Genomic DNA, 16730 nt, shown 5'->3' with positions numbered 1-16730 from the left:
TTGGAGACGTCTAAGGTATCGGTCAAGGAGAGCGGGCTCCACGGAAACCTACGAAGAACCTTTTTTTTCGCGCCACGCTTCATGAACAGCCTGGGACCTAGCCTGCGACGAGCTTGACCCGTGCGAAGTTGCGCTTGCCTACCTGCAGCACACCTTCGAATCCGACACCGAACACGTTCTGCGCATCCTCGACCACAGCCGCATCGATGCGCACCGCGCGCTCCTTGAGCTTGCGGTTCGCTTCGGAATTGCTGGCGGTGAGGCCCGCAGCCGTCAGCAAGGCCGGAAGACGAAGGCCTTCGGCAGGTACGGCGATCTCGCTGAGCGGCAACAAGGAAGTATCGCCCTCGCCACGCACCACCGCATGCCAGCCCGCGATCGCCTGTTCGGCTGCCCCCGCGTCATGGAAACGCGTGGCCAGTTCGCGGGCAAGCCGCAGCTTTGCGTCGCGAGGGTTGAGCGCACCGCTCCCCACCTCCTGCTTCATGCGTGCCAGCTCGCCGAGCGACACCTCGAAGCTGAGTAGTTCGAACCAGCGCCACATCAGGGTGTCATCGATCTTCATCGTCTTGGTGACGATGTCGATCGCCGGCTCGGCGATGCCGATGTAATTGCCGAGCGACTTGGACATCTTGTGTACGCCGTCCAGGCCCTCGAGCAGCGGCATGGTCAGCACCACCTGCGGCGGCTGGCCGTGGTGCTCCTGTAGAGCCCGCCCCATCAGCAGGTTGAACTTCTGGTCTGTGCCGCCGAGCTCGACGTCGGCCTTCAGCGCCACGGAGTCGTAACCCTGCACCAGCGGGTAGAGGAACTCGTGGATCGCGATCGGCTGCTGCCCGGCGAAGCGCTTGGAGAAATCGTCGCGCTCGAGCATGCGCGCCACGGTGTGCTGCGCGGCGAGCTTGATCATGTCGGCCGCCGACATCTTGCCGAACCATTCGGAGTTGAAGCGCACCTCGGTGCGCTCGCGATCGAGCACCTTGTAGACCTGCGCGGCGTAGGTTTCGGCGTTCTTCAGCACGTCCTCGGGGCTGAGCGGCTTGCGGGTGACGTTCTTGCCGGTCGGGTCGCCGATCATTCCGGTGAAGTCGCCGATCAGGAAGATCACCTGATGGCCCAGGTCCTGGAACTGGCGCATCTTGTTCAGCAGCACCGTGTGGCCCAGATGCAGATCCGGGGCGGTGGGATCGAACCCGGCCTTGATGCGCAACGGGCGCCGGCTCTTCAGGCGTTCGATCAGCTCTTCCTGCTTGATGACTTCGTCGGCGCCGCGGGCGATGGTCGCCAGCGCCTGCTCGAGCTCGCTCATGAGTGTCCTCTAATGCCGATCGGTCGACAGCCACAAGGGGCCGCCGTTCACAAAATGGCGTTAATTGTGCGTTAATCAGAAAACTAGCGCAAATGCTTGAAAGGAAAGGCGTTGACGCCCTTTATACGGGGCCGCTAAGGTACCCCGCCTGAGTACTTTGTAACGCGGGGCGAAGAGCATGGGTGAGGGCGACCGGATCGCGCGGGCGGCGCGCAAGCAGGCAATCCGCCGCAAGGCGCAGCGCCGCCACATGCATTTCTACGAGCGTTGTGCGCACTGGTCGTTCAGCCGCCTGGGCGAGTCCGAACCGCTGCGCTGGCATCGCGAACGCTGGATTCTTGCCGGTACCGCGCTGCTGTTGACTGCCCTTTCCGGATTCTTCCTGCCTGCCTGGGCCAGCGCTATGCGGCCCGACCCACAGCCGATGGCGCATACGCTGCTGCCGCTGACCCTGCCCAAGGCCGCGCCGATCGCCGCACCCGCCCGCGCGATGGAAGACTGGCACGTGGTGCAGGTGCAGCCCGGCCAGACGTTGTCCGACATCTTCCAGGACCAGGGCCTGACCCTGACCGACCTGCAGCGCGTCATGGAGGCGGCCGGCGCTGCCAAGGGCGCCTTTCACAATATCCGCCCGCACCAGGAATTCGACTTTCTTCTGGGCGGCGACGGCAGCCTCAAGGGCATCCGCTTCGACAAGGACGAGGCCAACCGCGCCGTGGTTCGCTTCGACGGCGACCACGCCTCGCTGGACATTCAGCCCCGCGCCATGGAAACCCGTGAGCACGTGGCGCACGGCACCATCACCAGTTCGTTGTATGCCGCCGCGGCTCGCGCCGGCATGAGCCAGGGCATGGTCGGCAAGCTGGCCGACCTGTTCAAGTACGACATCGATTTCGTGCAGGACCTGCGCGATGGCGACAGCTTCACGGTCATCTACGACGACGTGTACCGCGACGGCAGCTACTTTGCCGAGGGCGACATCGTGGCCGCGGAGTTCGTCAACCAGGGGCACCGTTATACCGCCTACCGCTTCAAGAAGGCCGACGGCCGCTACGGCTGGTTCAGCGAGGACGGTCGCCCGATCCAGAAGTCGTTCCTGCGCATTCCGGTGGATTTCACCCGTATCTCCTCGCGGTTCAGCGCCGGCCGCATGCACCCGATCCTCGGTCGCATGCGCGCCCACAAGGGTGTGGACTATGCCGCGCCCAGCGGCACGCCCATCCATGCCGCCGGCGACGGCGTCATCAAGTTCAAGGGCTGGATGCGGGGTTACGGCAACTTCGTGGTCGTGCAGCACAACAAGAACATCAGCACCGCCTACGGCCACATGTCGCGTTTCGCCAAGGAGCGCGTCGGCCAGCATGTCAGCCAGGGCCAGGTCATCGGTTACGTGGGCATGACCGGCCTGGCCACCGGCCCGCACCTGCATTACGAATTCCGCGTCAACGGTGTGCAGCGCGATCCGCAGACAGTGACCCTGCCCAAGCCGCAGCCGCTGCCGGCCGCACAGCTGGCCCGGTTCGAGTCACAGGTCGTGCGCCCCCAGCTGGCGCGCCTGAAGGCGATGGATGCCAACGTCAAGCTCGCCCAGCTGCGCTCGGCCACGCGCAACGACGATTGACGGTCGCTCTTGAGTACCGCGGATGATGCATCGGCCCTTTACCTGGGGCTGATCTCCGGCACCAGCGCCGATGGCGTCGACGTCGCACTGGTGTCCTTCGAGCAGGGCCTGCCGCAATTGCGTGCCGCCCTCACCCACCCCTGGCCCGAAGCCCTGCGCGAACGCGTATTGGCATTGGCGCAGGACCTCACTGCCTTCAACCTGGATAGCTTCGGCCGGCTGGATATCGCGGTCGGGCGCCACTTTGCCGACGCCGCGCGGGCGCTGCTTCAGACCAGCGGCACGGCCCCGTCCGCAGTACGCGCGCTCGGTTCACACGGCCAGACGGTGCGGCACCGCCCTGGCGGTGAGGCGCCTTTCACCCTGCAGATCGGCGATCCCACGGTCATCGCCGAAACCTGCAGGATCGATGTGGTGGCCGATTTCCGCCGCGCCGACGTGGCGGCGGGCGGCCAGGGCGCGCCGCTGTTGCCGGCAGTGCATGCCATGCTGCTTGGCCAGCCGGGCGCCTCCCGCGTGGTGCTGAACCTCGGCGGGATCGCCAACATCACGGTGCTCGGCCCGGAGGGACAGGTGCTCGGCTTCGACACCGGGCCTGCCAACGGTCTTCTGGATGCATGGTGTCTGGAGCAACGCGGCGAGCCGTTCGACCGCGATGGCGCCTTTGCAGCGGCCGGCAAGGTGGACGCACCTCTGCTCGAAGCCTTGCTGGCTGATCCCTATTTCACGCTGCCGCCACCCAAGAGTACCGGTCGCGAGCACTTCCACCTGGCGTGGCTGGTACGCCAGCCACGCGTGGCGCTGCTGTCGCCGGCCGACGTACAGGCTACGTTGCTGGAGTTGACCGCGCACACCGTGGCCGATGCGATCGAAGCTTGCGCGCCCACCGCGACGGACGTCCTGGTATGCGGCGGTGGCGTGCACAACTCCCGCCTGATGGCGCGTCTGGCCGAATGGCTGGCGCCGCGCCGCGTAGCGAGTACCGCCACGCACGGTATCGATCCGGACTACCTGGAAGCGGCCGCGTTCGCCTGGCTGGCGCGCCAGCGCGTACTCGGACTGCCGGGCAACCTGCCGGCCGTTACCGGCGCGCGCGGGCCGCGCGTGCTGGGCGCGCTGTACCTGGCTCCACGGGAATGATCGCGGCGGCCTAGCTCAGCTTGGCGACGCGCACGGGCGCCAGCTGCGTCGGACGGGCCAGCGACAGTGCCTGCAGGGCTTCCTGGAAAACCGCCTTTTCGGTCAGATCCCAATGCCCGCCCAGCACCAGACTGCCTGGATCGAACATGGTCTCGCTGGAAATCTGCCCGGCGGCGCTCAAGCCCAGGCCATGCCGCAGGGCGTGGAGTACGACGTCGTTGATGGACCAGTGGCGATCCTTCGCGAGCGTCTTGATCCGCTCGGCCATCAAGCTGTCGATATGGCGTATGACGAGGTCCGGCACGTGCGATCCCTCCAATCCGGCTCATGGGTCCTTGCGGGGGCATTGTGGCATTTTTCCAGATCGCGCGGCGGAGCCCGCTTTGCGCGACCGGCGGGCCACCGCGGGAGCGGGTGCCGGGCCGCGAGGCTTCCGCTGCCCTGCGCCGCGCACGTAGCATGGCGACCATGAGCACCCCCCCTCCCCGAGGCCTGCGCGCGCTGGTCGCCTCGCTTCACCCCTACCTGGAAGCGGCGCCGATCGGCGCGCTGTTGCTGGGCATTTCTTCCGGGTTTCCCTACGCGATGATCGGAGCGACCCTGACCACGCGGCTGGCCCAGCAAGGCATCGACAAGCGCAGCGTGACCGAGTTTTCGCTGGCGTTCCTCGTCTACAACCTCAAGTTCCTATGGGCGCCGTTGGTGGATCGGCTGCGCCTGCCGTTCCTTTCGCGGTTCGGTCAACGGCGTTCCTGGCTCTGGTTCTCCGCTGCGCTGGTGGCCGCGGCGGTCGCGTTTCTGGGGCTGACCGATCCGTCTTCCGATCTTGTGGCCACGGCGCTGGCGGCGATTCTCGTCGGTGTGGCCGGGGCGACCTTCGACATCGTCATCGACGCGTATCGCATCGAGATCCTCGAGCCGCGGCAGCTCGGCGTCGGCTCGGGCATGTCGCAGTACGGCTGGCGTATCGGCTCGGTCTGCGCCGGCGGGCTGGCGTTGCTGCTCGCCGGCCCCGCCGGGTGGACCCGCGCGTATCTGGCCTGTGCCCTGTTCGCGCTGCCAGCGGTCATCGCCGGCCTGTGGCTGGGCGAGCCATCGCGCCATCGCGCGCCGGTGCGGCTGCAGGGGTTGGCGGCGCTGCGCGAAACGGTGGTCGAGCCGCTGGCGGAGTTCTTCCGGCGCAGCGGCGCGTGGCTGGTCCTGCTGTTCGTGCTGCTGCACAAGATCGGCGACACGTTGGCCAACCTTACGGTGCGCCTGCTGCTGGACGATCTGTCCTTCAGCAACCAGGAGATCGCCACCTACGACGTCGGCTACGGTTTCGTCGCCTATCTGGTCGGCATTTTCGTCGGCGGCGCGCTCTACACGCGGCTGGGAATAAAGCGCTCGGTGCTGCTGAGCCTGGTGTTGATGGCGGTGTCCAACCTGTCCTTCGCCGCGCTGGCCCAGATCGGGCATAGCAATGCGATGCTCGCCTTCACCATCGGCTTCGAGAACATTGCCAGCGGTATCGGTGGCGTGGCAGTGGTGGCCTACCTGTCGGCACTTTGCAACCTCACCTTCACCGCGACCCAGTACGCCTTGCTGTCGGCCGCGGCCTCCGTGCTCGGCCGACTGATTACCGGCACCTCGGCCGGCGCGCTGATCGTGCAGATCGGCTACGTCGATTTCTACCTGTTTACGACCGTGGCCGCGCTGCCGGGCATCATCCTCTTCGCGTGGATGATGCGTACCGGCCTGGTCGACCGCGCCATCGCGGAAACGGACGTGCGGCGCAGCGCCTGACCGACGTCTTCAGTCGGCATAGTCGACCGTGTACGGCGCATGGTCGGAGAAGCGTTGCTCGCGGTAGACCGAGCAGGCGCGCATGCGCTCACGCAAGCCTGGCGTGCAGACCTGGTAGTCGATGCGCCAGCCGACGTTGTTCTCGCGCGCCCGCCCGCGGTTGGACCACCAGGTGTATTCGACCGCCTCGGGCTTGATCGCGCGGAAGCTGTCGACCCAGCCGCGGGTGTGGAAAAGCAGGTCCAGCCAGGCGCGCTCGGCCGGCAGACAGCCGGAATTCTTCTGGTTCGAGGTCCAGTTCTTGATGTCGTTCCTGGTATGGACGATGTTCCAGTCGCCGCAGATCACGTAGTCGCGACCGCTGTTGAGCCATTGATCGAATATCGGCGTCAGGAAGTCCATCACCTTGAACTTGAACTGCTGGCGCTCCTCCCCCGAGGAGCCCGACGGCACGTACAGCGAGACCACGGACAAGTTGCCGAAACGCGCCTCTATGTAGCGCCCTTCGCAATCGAACGGCTCCCAGCCCAGCTCGGTGAGCACCGCGTCCGGCTCGCGCCGCGCGTAGATCGCCACGCCGCTGTAGCCCTTCTTGCAGGTCGCATCGCGGTAGAAACAGTGATGGCCGTCCGGGCGGAACATCGCATCGGTGAGCTGGTCTTCCTGCGCCTTGGTTTCCTGCAGGCAGACCACGTCGGCCTGCTGCGTGCGCAGCCAGTCGAACACGCCCTTCGTGGCGGCCGAGCGGATGCCGTTGGCGTTGAGCGTGACGATTCTCATGCGAAAGCGGGCTCTGGGGATGGGGAACCCATGGATAATAGCGGCCGCTTCCCGAATCTCCATGCCGGCTATCCATGCAGCCCTATCAACGCGACTTCATCGAACTGGCGCTCGCGCGCGACGTGCTCCGCTTCGGCGAGTTCACTCTCAAGTCCGGCCGCCAGAGCCCCTATTTCTTCAATCTGGGCCGGATCGATTCCGGCGCGGCGCTGGCGCGGCTGGGCGAGGCCTACGCGGCTGCGCTGGTGCGCGCGCAGCTGCCGGTGGACATGCTGTTCGGCCCCGCCTACAAGGGCATCGCCCTGGCCGCCGCCACCGCCATTGCACTGGCGACGAGTCATGGCCGCGACCTGCCTTGGGCGTACAACCGCAAGGAGGCCAAGGACCACGGGGAAGGGGGCGTGCTGGTCGGCGCGCCGCTGGCCGGTCGCGTGCTGATCGTCGACGACGTCATGACCGCCGGCACCGCGGTGCGCGAATCGCTGGCCCTGATCCGTGCGCACGGCGCCACCCCGGCCGGCGTGCTGATTGCGCTGGACCGGCAGGAGCGTGGCCAGGGCGACCTCTCCGCCGCGCAGGAAGTGGCGCGCGACCACGGCATTCCGGTGATCGCCATCACTGGCCTTGACGAGGTGCTGGCCTATGCCGGCGAGCGTCCGGAACTGGCGTCCGAACACGCGCGCCTGCTCGATTACCGCAGCCGCTACGGCGTGTCCGCATAACCTTGAGTGGCGACCGGCGTCACAGGCCCGTGGGCGCCCTTCATTCACGCTGTAGGCGGTCGCCGCACGATGGCTATACTGCCCGCCAGGAGGGGGTATCCATGCGCAAGCTCGTTTACGCCGTTGCCACCATTCTGGCGACGACGGTCCTGACCGCCCATGCCCAGAAGGCCACAGGCGTCCGCTACCACTGGCGTGATGGCAAGGGCCTGTCGCACTACAGCGACAGCCTCACCGCCGAGGCGATGAAGTACGGCTACGACCTGGTCAACGACCAGGGTTACGTGGTGCGCCACGTCGAGCGCCAGCTGAGCCCCGAAGAACGCGCCGCGGCCGACAAGGTCGCCGCCGAGCGCGCCGCGCAGCGCCGCGCGGAAGAAGCGCGCCGGCGCGCGGACCTGCAGATGCTCAACGCCTACGGCGACGAGGTCTCGCTGAAGCAGGCACAACAGGCCGAGCTGGATAGCATCGACCAGCAGATCAACACCACGCGCCTGAACCTGCACAGCCAGGAAAAGACGCTCGCCGACCTGCTCGGCCGCGCGGCCGAGCTGGAGCGGGCCAAGGAAAAGGTGCCCAAGTACCTGGTCGACAGCATCGCCGACCAACGCAACGTGGTGTCCGGCCAGCGCGGCACACTGGAGCGGCTGCAGGATCGGCGCGACACGGCCGAGAAGGATGCCGCCCGGCAGCTGGAACACTACCGCGCGCTGAGAAAGGCCCAGGACGAACAGCGGCAGTAGAGGCCGCCCAGGTAAGCCCGGATCCCAAGGGTCCGGTGTGCATCCTGCGCAACCTCGGAGCGATCACCGTCGAGTCCGGATCAACGCTCCAGGGAAAACCTGTCGTAGCGAACCTGCGGGCGACCGGGCGTTTCCCACGGTCGCGCACAGGTACGCTTCTGACAGCAGCCCAAGGCAGGCGGCCGCGGCCGGCGCCGGAAGGTCAGAACGGCAGCTTCAACCCCGGATCGACCAGGAACAGCTGCTCGCGGAACGCCTGCTGGATGCGCTTGAGCGCGGCCGCGTTATCCGCATCGAAGCGCAGTACCAGCACCGGCGTGGTGTTGGATGCACGCACCAGGCCCCAGCCGTCCGGCCAGTCGGCACGCACACCGTCGATGGTGGTCAGCGTGGCGTCGCCGAAGGTGGCCTTTTCCTTGAACTTCTCGATGAAGCGGTAGTGCTCGCCTTCGTTGAGCTCGATCTTCAGCTCGGGCGTGGAGACGCCCTTGGGGCAGGTGGCGAAGATCTCCTCCGGCGTGCGCCCCTCGATGTCGCCGGCGAGGATTTCCAGTAGCCGCGCGCCCGCGTAGATGCCGTCGTCGAAACCGTACCAGCGCTCCTTGAAGAAGAAGTGGCCGCTCATCTCGCCGGCCAGTTCCGCCTGCGTCTCGCGCATCTTGGCCTTGATCAGGGAGTGCCCGGTGCGCCACATCAGCGGACTGCCGCCGGCCTCCAGCACCTGGCCCTTAAGGTGGCCGGTGCACTTGACGTCATAGATGATCGTGGCGCCCGGCTGGCGCGAGAGCACGTCGCGCGCGAACAGCATCAGCAGGCGGTCGGGGTAAATGATCTCGCCTTGCTTGGTCACCACGCCGAGGCGGTCGCCGTCGCCGTCGAAGGCGATGCCCAGGTCGGCACCGGTCTGACGCACCGCGTGGATCAGGTCTTCCAGATTGTGCGGATCGGACGGGTCCGGATGATGGTTGGGGAAGGTGCCGTCCACCTCGCAGTACAACGGCACCACCTCGCAACCGATACCTTCGATCACCTGCGGTGCCAGTGCGCCTGGAATGCCGTTGCCGCAGTCGACCACGACCTTCATGCGCCGCTCGGCCTGCACATCGGAAATGATCCGCTCGATGTAATCCGGCACCACGTCGACATGGCGCAGGCCGCCCTGGCCGCCCGCCTCCAGCGCGCCGCTGGCGATGCGCTGGTAGAGATCCTGGATCGCACCCTCCGACAGCGTCTCGCCGCCCACCACGATCTTGAACCCGTTGTAGTCCGGCGGATTGTGGCTGCCGGTCACCGCCACGCCGCTGCCGGTGTTGAAGCGATACGCGGCGAAGTACACCACGGGCGTCGGCACCGCGCCGACGTCGATCACGTCGATGCCCGCCTCGCGCAGGCCGTCGGACAACGCGCCGGCGAGTTCCGGCCCGGACAGGCGGCCGTCGCGGCCGACCACGATCTCGTTCAGCCCCTTCTCGCGCATGAGCGTGCCGATCGACTGGCCCAGCAGGCGCGCCACCTGCGCCGTGAGCGTCTTGCCGACCACGCCGCGCACGTCGTAGGCGCGGAAGATGCTCGGGTCGACGGCATCGGCCGGGCTCTGTACCGGCGGCATCGCGGCAGGGCGTGCCACCGGCGGCGCGGGCTCGTGCTTGGCGGGAACTACATCGGACACCATCATCTCCTCGGGTTGGGTTTCCAGGCGCGGGGCCGTCCGGCCACGCAGCCAAAACAGGTACAAGCCGCCGCCGATACCCAGCAGCGCCAGCAACGCGGCCAGCGGCCAGGCGCGCGGCAACAGGACAAAGGCGGCCGGCAACGCGGCGCGAACGCTGAACGCACTGCCCGGCACCGGCTTTGCCTCATCCTCCGCCTCGGCCGATGACGCGCCGCGAGACAGTAGGCTGAGCTCGCCACGATTGTCACCCTGGCGCAGGTCGATGCGACCACCACCGGGCGCAATGGACTCGAAACGGCGTTGCAGCGGCGTGAATGGCAATTCGACCCAGATCCACGCCTGCGGGCGCTGCACCGGCCCCAGCGGCTGCACGAGGCTCAGCCGACGCTGACCTCCCTCCGACACGGTCTGCATGGGCAGGCTGTCGTCGGCCTGGGCGGCCATCAGTTGCGCCGCCTTGGCGTAACCGAACTCGCGGTAATTGGCGTGCAGCACCTCGTCCAGGCTTCCGCTGTACACCTCCACGTCCAGCGCCTGCGGCAACCGTGCGCGCAGCGCGTCGGCCAGTTGCGCGCGATCGCCCTGCAGGGTGGCCGGGTCGAGCGTGGCGACCGCCTGCGCGACCTGCTTGCGCTCGCCCGCGATCTCCGCCGCCAACGCGCGCACCGCCTCGTCGCGTGCAGCGTGAACGCGAGCCACCGCGCCGCTTTCGCTGGCAATCAGCCAGGTCTGCCAGGCGCAGAACAGGCCCAGCAACAGCAACAGCGTGCCGCCGGCCAGCGGCAGCAGTTGCTGCCACGCCGCGCCGTCGCCACGCCCCCTCGTGATATGTCTTGCCATCTCGCCCCCACCGATCGCAACGTCAGTTGATGCCTGGCTTCACTTGATGCCGGTCGAGCCGAAACCACCCGCGCCGCGTGCGGAAGGCGCGAACTCCTCCACCACCCGCAGCCGCGCCTGCGCCACCGGCACCAGCAACAGCTGGGCGATGCGGTCGCCCACGCCGATGGTGTACGGGGCGCTTGCGCGATTCCAGCAGGAAATCATCAGCGGCCCCTGGTAATCGGCATCGATCACGCCGACCAGGTTACCCATCACCAGCCCGTGTTTGTGCCCCAATCCCGAGCGCGGCACGATCAGCGCGCACCAGTTGGGGTCCCCGATGTGAATGGCGATGCCACTGGGCACCAGCGCGCTTTCGCCCGGCGCGAGGGTGAGCGGCGTGTCGATCGCCGCGCGCAGGTCCATGCCCGCGCTGCCGGCGGTAGCGGCCTCTGGCAGCGCAATGGTGTCACCCAGGCGTGGGTCCAGAATCTTCAGTTCGACGTCGATCATGGCTTTGCGGCCCGGTAACGCATGCCCACGCACTGGACCAGCCGCGCGGCCAGCTCACGCTTGGAGGCGCGTGGCAGTTCCTCGCTGCCGCCGGGCCAGTACAGACTCAGCGCGTTGTCGTCGGCCTCGAAGCCAAGGCCGGCGCCGACGCGGTTGGCGGCGATCATGTCCAGGCCCTTGCGGCTGAGTTTGTCCTGCGCATACGCCGCCACGTCGTGCGTTTCGGCAGCGAATCCGACCAGGAACGGATGCGGGTGCGTGGCCGCCAGGTCCTTGAGGATGTCCGGGTTTTCGGCCAGATCGAGCACCAGCGGCGCGCCATCGTGCTTCTTGAGCTTGCGCTCGGCCACCTGGGCGGGGCGGTAGTCGCCCACCGCGGCGGCACCGATATAGATGTCGGCCGTATCGGAAGCGGCCAGCACCGCTTCGCGCATCTTCGCGGCGCTGCGCACATCCACGCGGCGCGCCACGCCAGCGGGCGTGGGCAGGCTGACCGGGCCGGCGACCAGGGTCACCTGTGCGCCGGCGGCCGCCGCCGCCTCGGCCACGGCAAAACCCATGCGGCCGGAACTGCGATTGCCGATGAACCGCACCGGATCGATGTCCTCATAGGTCGGCCCGGCGCTCACCAGCACGCGCAGGCCGGCCAGCGTGGCGCTGCCGAAGGACCCGGCCAGCGCATCGCGCAGTTCGATCGCTTCGAGCATGCGTCCCGACCCGATGTCGCCACAGGCCTGCTCGCCCGCGGCCGGCCCCAGCACGATCGCCCCGCGTGAGCAGAGCGTGGCCAGGTTGGCCTGCACCGCCGCATGCGCCCACATCTGCTGGTTCATGGCCGGCGCCAGGTATAGCGGTGCCGCGCTGGCCAGGCACAGCGTGGTGAGCAGGTCGTCGGCGTGGCCGTGCGCGAGGCGAGCCAGGATATCGGCGCTGGCCGGGGCGATCAGCACCCGCTCGGCCCAGCGCGCCAGCTCGATGTGGCCCATGGCCGCTTCCGCGTTCTCGTCCCATAGCGAGACCCGCACCGGCTGGCCGGAAAGCGCCTGGAACGTGGTCGCGCCGACGAAATGCGTCGCCCCCTCGGTCATCACCACGCGCACTTCGGCACCCTGCTCGCGCAGCCGGCGCACCAGTTCGCAGGACTTGTAGGCGGCGATACCCGCACAGACGCCGAGCAGGATGCGACGTTGGGCAAGACTCATGTAGGACGGGCCTGACAATCGGGCGGAGCGCTAGCTTACCGGATTCATCAAGGGTCACTGCTGCCGCCAGTCGCACTCCGACGGGCACGATCGACCGGATGAGCATCCGTCACTGGCCCAGCGGCGAACGTCCGCGCGAAAAGCTGCTGCAGCACGGCAGCGCCACCCTTTCCGATGCCGAACTGCTGGCCGTCCTGCTGGGCAGCGGCGTGCCCGGCAAGGACGCCATCACCCTTGGTCGCGAGCTACTCACCGAAGCCGGCGGCCTCGGTGCACTGCTCGGTCGCGCCGACGGTCCGGTACCCACGCCCGGCCTGGGGCCGGCCAAGCGCGCGCGCATCGTCGCCGCGCTGGAACTGGCCCGCCGCAGCCTGGCCGAACAGCTGCAGGCCTTGCCCAGCCTCGGCAGTCCGCGCGACAGCGGCGAGTACCTGTCCGCCCGCCTGCGCCACCTGCCCTACGAAGTCTTCGGTTGCCTCTATCTGGACAATCGTCATCGGGTGCTGGCGTTCGAGGAGTTGTTCCGCGGCACCGTCGACGGCGCCAGCGTGCATCCACGCGAAGTGGTGCGCGCCTGCCTCAAGCACAACGCCTGCGCCGTGATCTTTGCGCACAATCATCCCAGCGGGGTGGCCGAGCCGAGCGCGGCCGACCGGGCGATCACCCGTGAGTTGCGCGAGGCACTGCAACTGGTCGGTGTGCGCGTGCTCGACCATCTGGTCATCGGCCACGGCACGCCGGTGTCGATGGCCGAGCGTGGCATGATCTAAGCCGTTCGGACTGCTCGTAAAAAAAGCGGCGCGCCAGGGAAGCGCGCGCCGCTGGGGAACGTACCCGCCGGGGGAGAAGGCGGGTACGGAGCGAAGCATGGCACCGGGCAGTGACGGGGCGATGACAGCCAAGGGCCTTGACAGTCGCGAAATCATGCCAAACCAGTTATGCACAGCGCGGCAGGATCGGGCTTGCCAGCCCGGAGTTGCAGACGCGCCTAAATAGCTTGTGCAAGCCATTGTTTTTAAAAGCTTGAGTTCTTTACAAGCCGGTTGCGCGGCACCTTCCGCTCCCATCACGACCGCGCGCCATCGCTTTCCCCACAGACTTATCCACAGACTTGTCCCGGCCGCGCGCTGGCTGCAGCCATGTCGCCGGCTGCCCGCAACCTGCGGCCGTCGCCGGAGGCCTGAAGGGCCGGCCCGGCGCCTCTGCTAGGATTGGCGGTTCCCATCGCCTATCGATTCCTCGCCGTGAAACAAGCGCTGCGCGACCTGCTGCTGCAGGCCATCCGGACCCTGCAGGACCAAGCCGTCCTGCCCGCCGACCTCGAGCTCCCACCGTTCGTAGTGGAGCGCGCACGCAGCCGCGAGCACGGTGATTTCGCCACCAACGTGGCGATGCTGCTGGCCAAGCCGGCGCGCGCCAAGCCGCGCGAGCTGGCCGAGAAGCTGGTCGCGGCGCTGCCCGCCAGTGCGCTGGTGGAGAAGGCCGAGATCGCCGGCCCAGGCTTCATCAACTTCTTCCTCAGCGCGGGCGCGTACCACGCCGAGGTGCGGCGCATCTTCGCCGAAGCTGACGCCTACGGTCGCAACACCGCGGGCGCGGGCACCACCGCGGGCGTGGAATTCGTCTCGGCCAACCCGACCGGCCCGCTGCACGTGGGCCACGGCCGCGCCGCGGCGATCGGCGACTGCCTGGCCCGGCTGCTGGAGGCGACCGGCTGGGACGTCAAGCGCGAGTTCTACTACAACGACGCCGGCGTGCAGATCCAGAACCTGGCGATCTCCGTGCAGGCACGTGCGCGTGGGCTCGCTCCGGGCGACGCCGGCTGGCCGGAAGACGGCTACCGCGGCGACTACATCGCCGACGTGGCGCGCGGCTACCTGGCCGGGGAATCGGTGGTTGCCGACGGCCACACCGTCACCGGCGCGAAGGACCCCGAGGACCTTGACGCCATCCGCCAGTTTGCCGTGGCGGCCCTGCGCCGCGAGCAGGACCTGGACCTGAAGGCCTTCGGCGTCGGCTTCGACACCTACTTCCTGGAGTCCTCGCTCTACACCGACGGCAAGGTGGACGAGACCGTGCGCGAGCTCGTCGCCCACGGCCACACCTACGAGGAAGGCGGCGCGCTGTGGCTGCGCACCACCGACTACGGTGACGACAAGGACCGCGTGATGCGCAAGTCCGACGGCACCTACACCTACTTCGTGCCCGACGTGGCCTACCACCGCTCCAAGTGGCAACGCGGCTACACCCGCGCGATCACCGAGCTGGGCTCGGACCACCATGGCTCGCTGGCCCGCGTGAAGGCCGGCCTGCAGGCGCTCGACTGCGGCATCCCCAAGGGCTGGCCGGAGTACGTGCTGCACCAGATGGTGACCGTCATGCGCGGCGGCGAGGAGGTGAAGATCTCCAAGCGCGCCGGCAGCTACGTCACCCTGCGCGACCTGATCGACGAGGCCGGCCGCGACGCCACGCGCTACTTCCTGATCTCGCGCAAGGCCGACTCGCAGCTGGTGTTCGACATCGACCTGGCCCGCTCGCAGTCCAACGACAACCCGGTCTACTACATCCAGTACGCCCATGCGCGGGTGTGCTCGGTACTGCGCCAGGCCGGCGAGAAGGGCTTTGCCGTCGACCTCGAGCAAGGTCTGGCGGAGCTGGCGCGGCTGGACAACGAGCACGAGCAGATCCTGCTCACCGAGCTGTCCAAATACCCCGAGATCGTCGACGCCGCCGCCGCCAACCTCGAGCCGCACCTGCTCGCCGGCTGGCTGCGCGAACTGGCCAATGCCTTCCACACCTACTACAACTCGCACCAGTTCCTGGTCGAGGACGGTGCGTTGCGCAACGCGCGCCTGGCGCTGGTGGTGGCGACAAGGCAGGTCTTGAAGAACGGACTGGGCCTGCTGGGCCTGTCCGCCCCGGAGAGCATGTAATGGCAGCACGCAAAGGCAAGGGCCGGCAGGCCGTACGCAACCGCAAGGGCGGCTTCCCCGCCTGGGGCTGGGCGGTGATCGGCATCGCGGTCGGCGTGGTGGTGATGGTGGCGCTGACCCGCCACTCGATGCTGCCGATGGCGCCCAGCGGTCCGCAACCCAACCCGCAGGCGACCGCGCAGGGCGATGGCGACAAGGGCCTGGCGCCGGCCGAGAGCGCGCCGAAAAAGCCCCAGTACGACTTCTATTCGGTGCTGTCGGAGAAGGAAGTCCGCATTCCCGATGACCAGATCAGCGCGCAGGCGCGCGCCGAACAGCAGCAGAAGCAGCAAGCGGCCCAGCAGGCCGCGGCCGCGGCCGCAGCCGCGCCGCAGCAACAGGCCGCCAACGCCAACGCGCCGGCCGCGGTCACCGAGAACATCCAGGCCGCGCCCGCCTCCGCGGTCCCGCCGCCGGCCGCCGGCAGCGGTTACCTGCTGCAGGTCGGCGCTTTTCCGAACGCGGCCGACGCCGAAGCGCTGAAGGCCAAGCTGGCGTTGCAGGGCTTCGTCGCCAACGTGCAGACCGTGCAGGTGGGCAGCCAGACCTTCCACCGCGTGCGGCTGGGACCGTATCGCTCCGCCACGGAGCTGGAGTCGGTGCAGAACCGCCTGGCTGGTGCCGGCTACAAGGCGATCGCGCTGAAGGAAGGCCGCTGAGATGAGCACCAGGGTTGCCTGGATCACCGGCGCCACCTCCGGTTTCGGCGCCGCGACCGTCGACCGCTTCGTGGCGGGCGGCTGGCGCGTGGTCGCCAGCGGCCGCCGTATCGAGCGCCTGCAGCGGCTGGTCGATCGCCATGGCGCCGACCGCGTGCATCCGCTGGCGTTCGACATCCGCGACGAAGCGGCGATGCGCGCGGCGCACGCGGGCCTGCCCGCGGACTTCGCAGCCATCGACCTGCTGGTCAACAACGCCGGCCTGGCGCTCGGCACGGTGCCGGCGCAGCAGGCGGAGCTTGCGCAGTGGAAGCAGATGATCGACACCAATGTCACCGCGCTGGTGACGTTGACCCGGCTGCTGCTGCCCACGCTGATCGAGCGACGTGGCGCGATCGCCAACATCAGCTCCACCGCCAGCACCTACCCCTACCCGGGCGGCAACGTGTACGGCGGCACCAAGGCGTTCGTCTCGCAGTTCTCGCTGGGCCTGCGCGCGGACCTGCACGGCACCGGCGTGCGCGTGACGTCGGTCGAGCCGGGCATGGCCGAGACCGAGTTCACCCTGGTGCGCACCGGCGGTGACCAGGCCGCCTCGGACAAGCTGTACGCGGGCGCCCAGCCGATCACCGCCGGCGATATCGCCGACACGCTGTGGTGGATCGCCAACCTGCCGGCGCACCTCAACGTCAACCGCATCGAGCTGATGCCGACCAGCCAGTCCTTCGGCGGCTTCCAGGTGCACCGCGAATGACCGCGGGGTGGGCTTGAGGCCGCCCGCAACGTCGCG

General features: G+C 68.1%; 15 protein-coding genes. 9 read left to right on the top strand and 6 right to left on the bottom strand.

Annotated features, from left to right (window positions below; translation table 11 throughout):
* Positions 1-97: 97 nt before the first annotated feature.
* Positions 98-1309: a tyrosine--tRNA ligase gene (tyrS, locus tag J7I44_RS11960; RefSeq protein WP_209620926.1), complete on the bottom strand. Its 1212-nt coding sequence runs from the start codon at positions 1307-1309 to the stop codon at positions 98-100.
* Positions 1310-1487: 178 nt separating this feature from the next.
* Between tyrS and J7I44_RS11955 the strand changes: the two genes are divergently transcribed.
* Together J7I44_RS11955 and J7I44_RS11950 are read left to right on the top strand one after the other, a co-directional pair.
* Complete coding sequence (locus J7I44_RS11955) at positions 1488-2930, top strand: OapA family protein (RefSeq protein ID WP_209620923.1); 1443 nt, start codon at positions 1488-1490, stop codon at positions 2928-2930.
* Between the two features lie 9 nt (positions 2931-2939).
* Entirely contained in the window at positions 2940-4070 is a 1131-nt protein-coding gene (locus tag J7I44_RS11950) for an anhydro-N-acetylmuramic acid kinase (protein WP_209620920.1), read from the top strand.
* A gap of 10 nt (positions 4071-4080) precedes the next feature.
* Here J7I44_RS11950 and J7I44_RS11945 read toward each other — a convergent pair whose 3' ends face one another.
* Positions 4081-4374, bottom strand: a complete 294-nt coding sequence (locus J7I44_RS11945; protein ID WP_209620917.1) for a hypothetical protein — start codon at positions 4372-4374, stop codon at positions 4081-4083.
* A gap of 164 nt (positions 4375-4538) precedes the next feature.
* On the opposite strand from J7I44_RS11945, the gene J7I44_RS11940 reads away from it, so the two are divergent.
* Entirely contained in the window at positions 4539-5855 is a 1317-nt protein-coding gene (locus tag J7I44_RS11940; RefSeq protein WP_209620914.1) for an AmpG family muropeptide MFS transporter, read from the top strand.
* Positions 5856-5864: 9 nt separating this feature from the next.
* Here the strand turns inward: J7I44_RS11940 and J7I44_RS11935 are convergent, their stop codons facing one another.
* Entirely contained in the window at positions 5865-6635 is a 771-nt protein-coding gene (locus tag J7I44_RS11935) for an exodeoxyribonuclease III (protein ID WP_209620911.1), read from the bottom strand.
* Positions 6636-6709: 74 nt separating this feature from the next.
* Between J7I44_RS11935 and pyrE the strand changes: the two genes are divergently transcribed.
* Both pyrE and J7I44_RS11925 read left to right on the top strand, forming a co-directional pair.
* Complete coding sequence (gene pyrE, locus J7I44_RS11930; protein ID WP_209620908.1) at positions 6710-7357, top strand: orotate phosphoribosyltransferase; 648 nt, start codon at positions 6710-6712, stop codon at positions 7355-7357.
* Positions 7358-7458: 101 nt separating this feature from the next.
* On the top strand, positions 7459-8100 hold the full coding sequence (locus tag J7I44_RS11925; RefSeq protein WP_209620906.1) for a hypothetical protein: 642 nt from the start codon (positions 7459-7461) through the stop codon (positions 8098-8100).
* Positions 8101-8302: 202 nt separating this feature from the next.
* Here the strand turns inward: J7I44_RS11925 and J7I44_RS16870 are convergent, their stop codons facing one another.
* Genes J7I44_RS16870 through coaBC form a run of 3 tightly spaced genes read right to left on the bottom strand, consistent with a single transcriptional unit; the run spans position 8303 to position 12309 of the window.
* Positions 8303-10612: a phosphomannomutase/phosphoglucomutase gene (locus J7I44_RS16870; RefSeq protein ID WP_245188115.1), complete on the bottom strand. Its 2310-nt coding sequence runs from the start codon at positions 10610-10612 to the stop codon at positions 8303-8305.
* A gap of 39 nt (positions 10613-10651) precedes the next feature.
* The gene (dut, locus tag J7I44_RS11915) at positions 10652-11107 is read right to left on the bottom strand and encodes a dUTP diphosphatase (RefSeq protein ID WP_209620904.1); all 456 of its coding nucleotides are present in this window, start codon (positions 11105-11107) and stop codon (positions 10652-10654) included.
* A complete protein-coding gene (gene coaBC, locus J7I44_RS11910; RefSeq protein WP_209620901.1) occupies positions 11104-12309 on the bottom strand; it encodes a bifunctional phosphopantothenoylcysteine decarboxylase/phosphopantothenate--cysteine ligase CoaBC in 1206 nt (401 codons plus the stop codon). Before coaBC ends, dut begins: the two co-directional genes overlap by 4 nt.
* Positions 12310-12407: 98 nt before the next feature.
* On the opposite strand from coaBC, the gene radC reads away from it, so the two are divergent.
* From radC to J7I44_RS11890, 4 genes are all read left to right on the top strand, one after another.
* Complete coding sequence (radC, locus tag J7I44_RS11905; protein ID WP_209620899.1) at positions 12408-13079, top strand: RadC family protein; 672 nt, start codon at positions 12408-12410, stop codon at positions 13077-13079.
* 474 nt (positions 13080-13553) lie between these two features.
* On the top strand, positions 13554-15242 hold the full coding sequence (gene argS / locus J7I44_RS11900) for an arginine--tRNA ligase (RefSeq protein WP_209620897.1): 1689 nt from the start codon (positions 13554-13556) through the stop codon (positions 15240-15242).
* Positions 15242-15940 carry an SPOR domain-containing protein gene (locus J7I44_RS11895; RefSeq protein ID WP_209620895.1) on the top strand — a complete coding sequence of 233 codons (699 nt, stop codon included), beginning with the start codon at positions 15242-15244 and terminating at the stop codon, positions 15938-15940. The genes argS and J7I44_RS11895 overlap by 1 nt, the downstream gene beginning before the upstream one ends.
* Before the next feature lies 1 nt (position 15941).
* On the top strand, positions 15942-16694 hold the full coding sequence (locus tag J7I44_RS11890) for an SDR family NAD(P)-dependent oxidoreductase (RefSeq protein ID WP_209620892.1): 753 nt from the start codon (positions 15942-15944) through the stop codon (positions 16692-16694).
* Positions 16695-16730: the final 36 nt, after the last annotated feature.

This window comes from Frateuria flava, assembly GCF_017837635.1.
Taxonomy (GTDB): Bacteria; Pseudomonadota; Gammaproteobacteria; order Xanthomonadales; family Rhodanobacteraceae; genus Frateuria_A; species Frateuria_A flava.
Note: the sequence above shows the minus strand (reverse complement) of the source record. Positions and strands in the feature narration are given on the sequence as shown.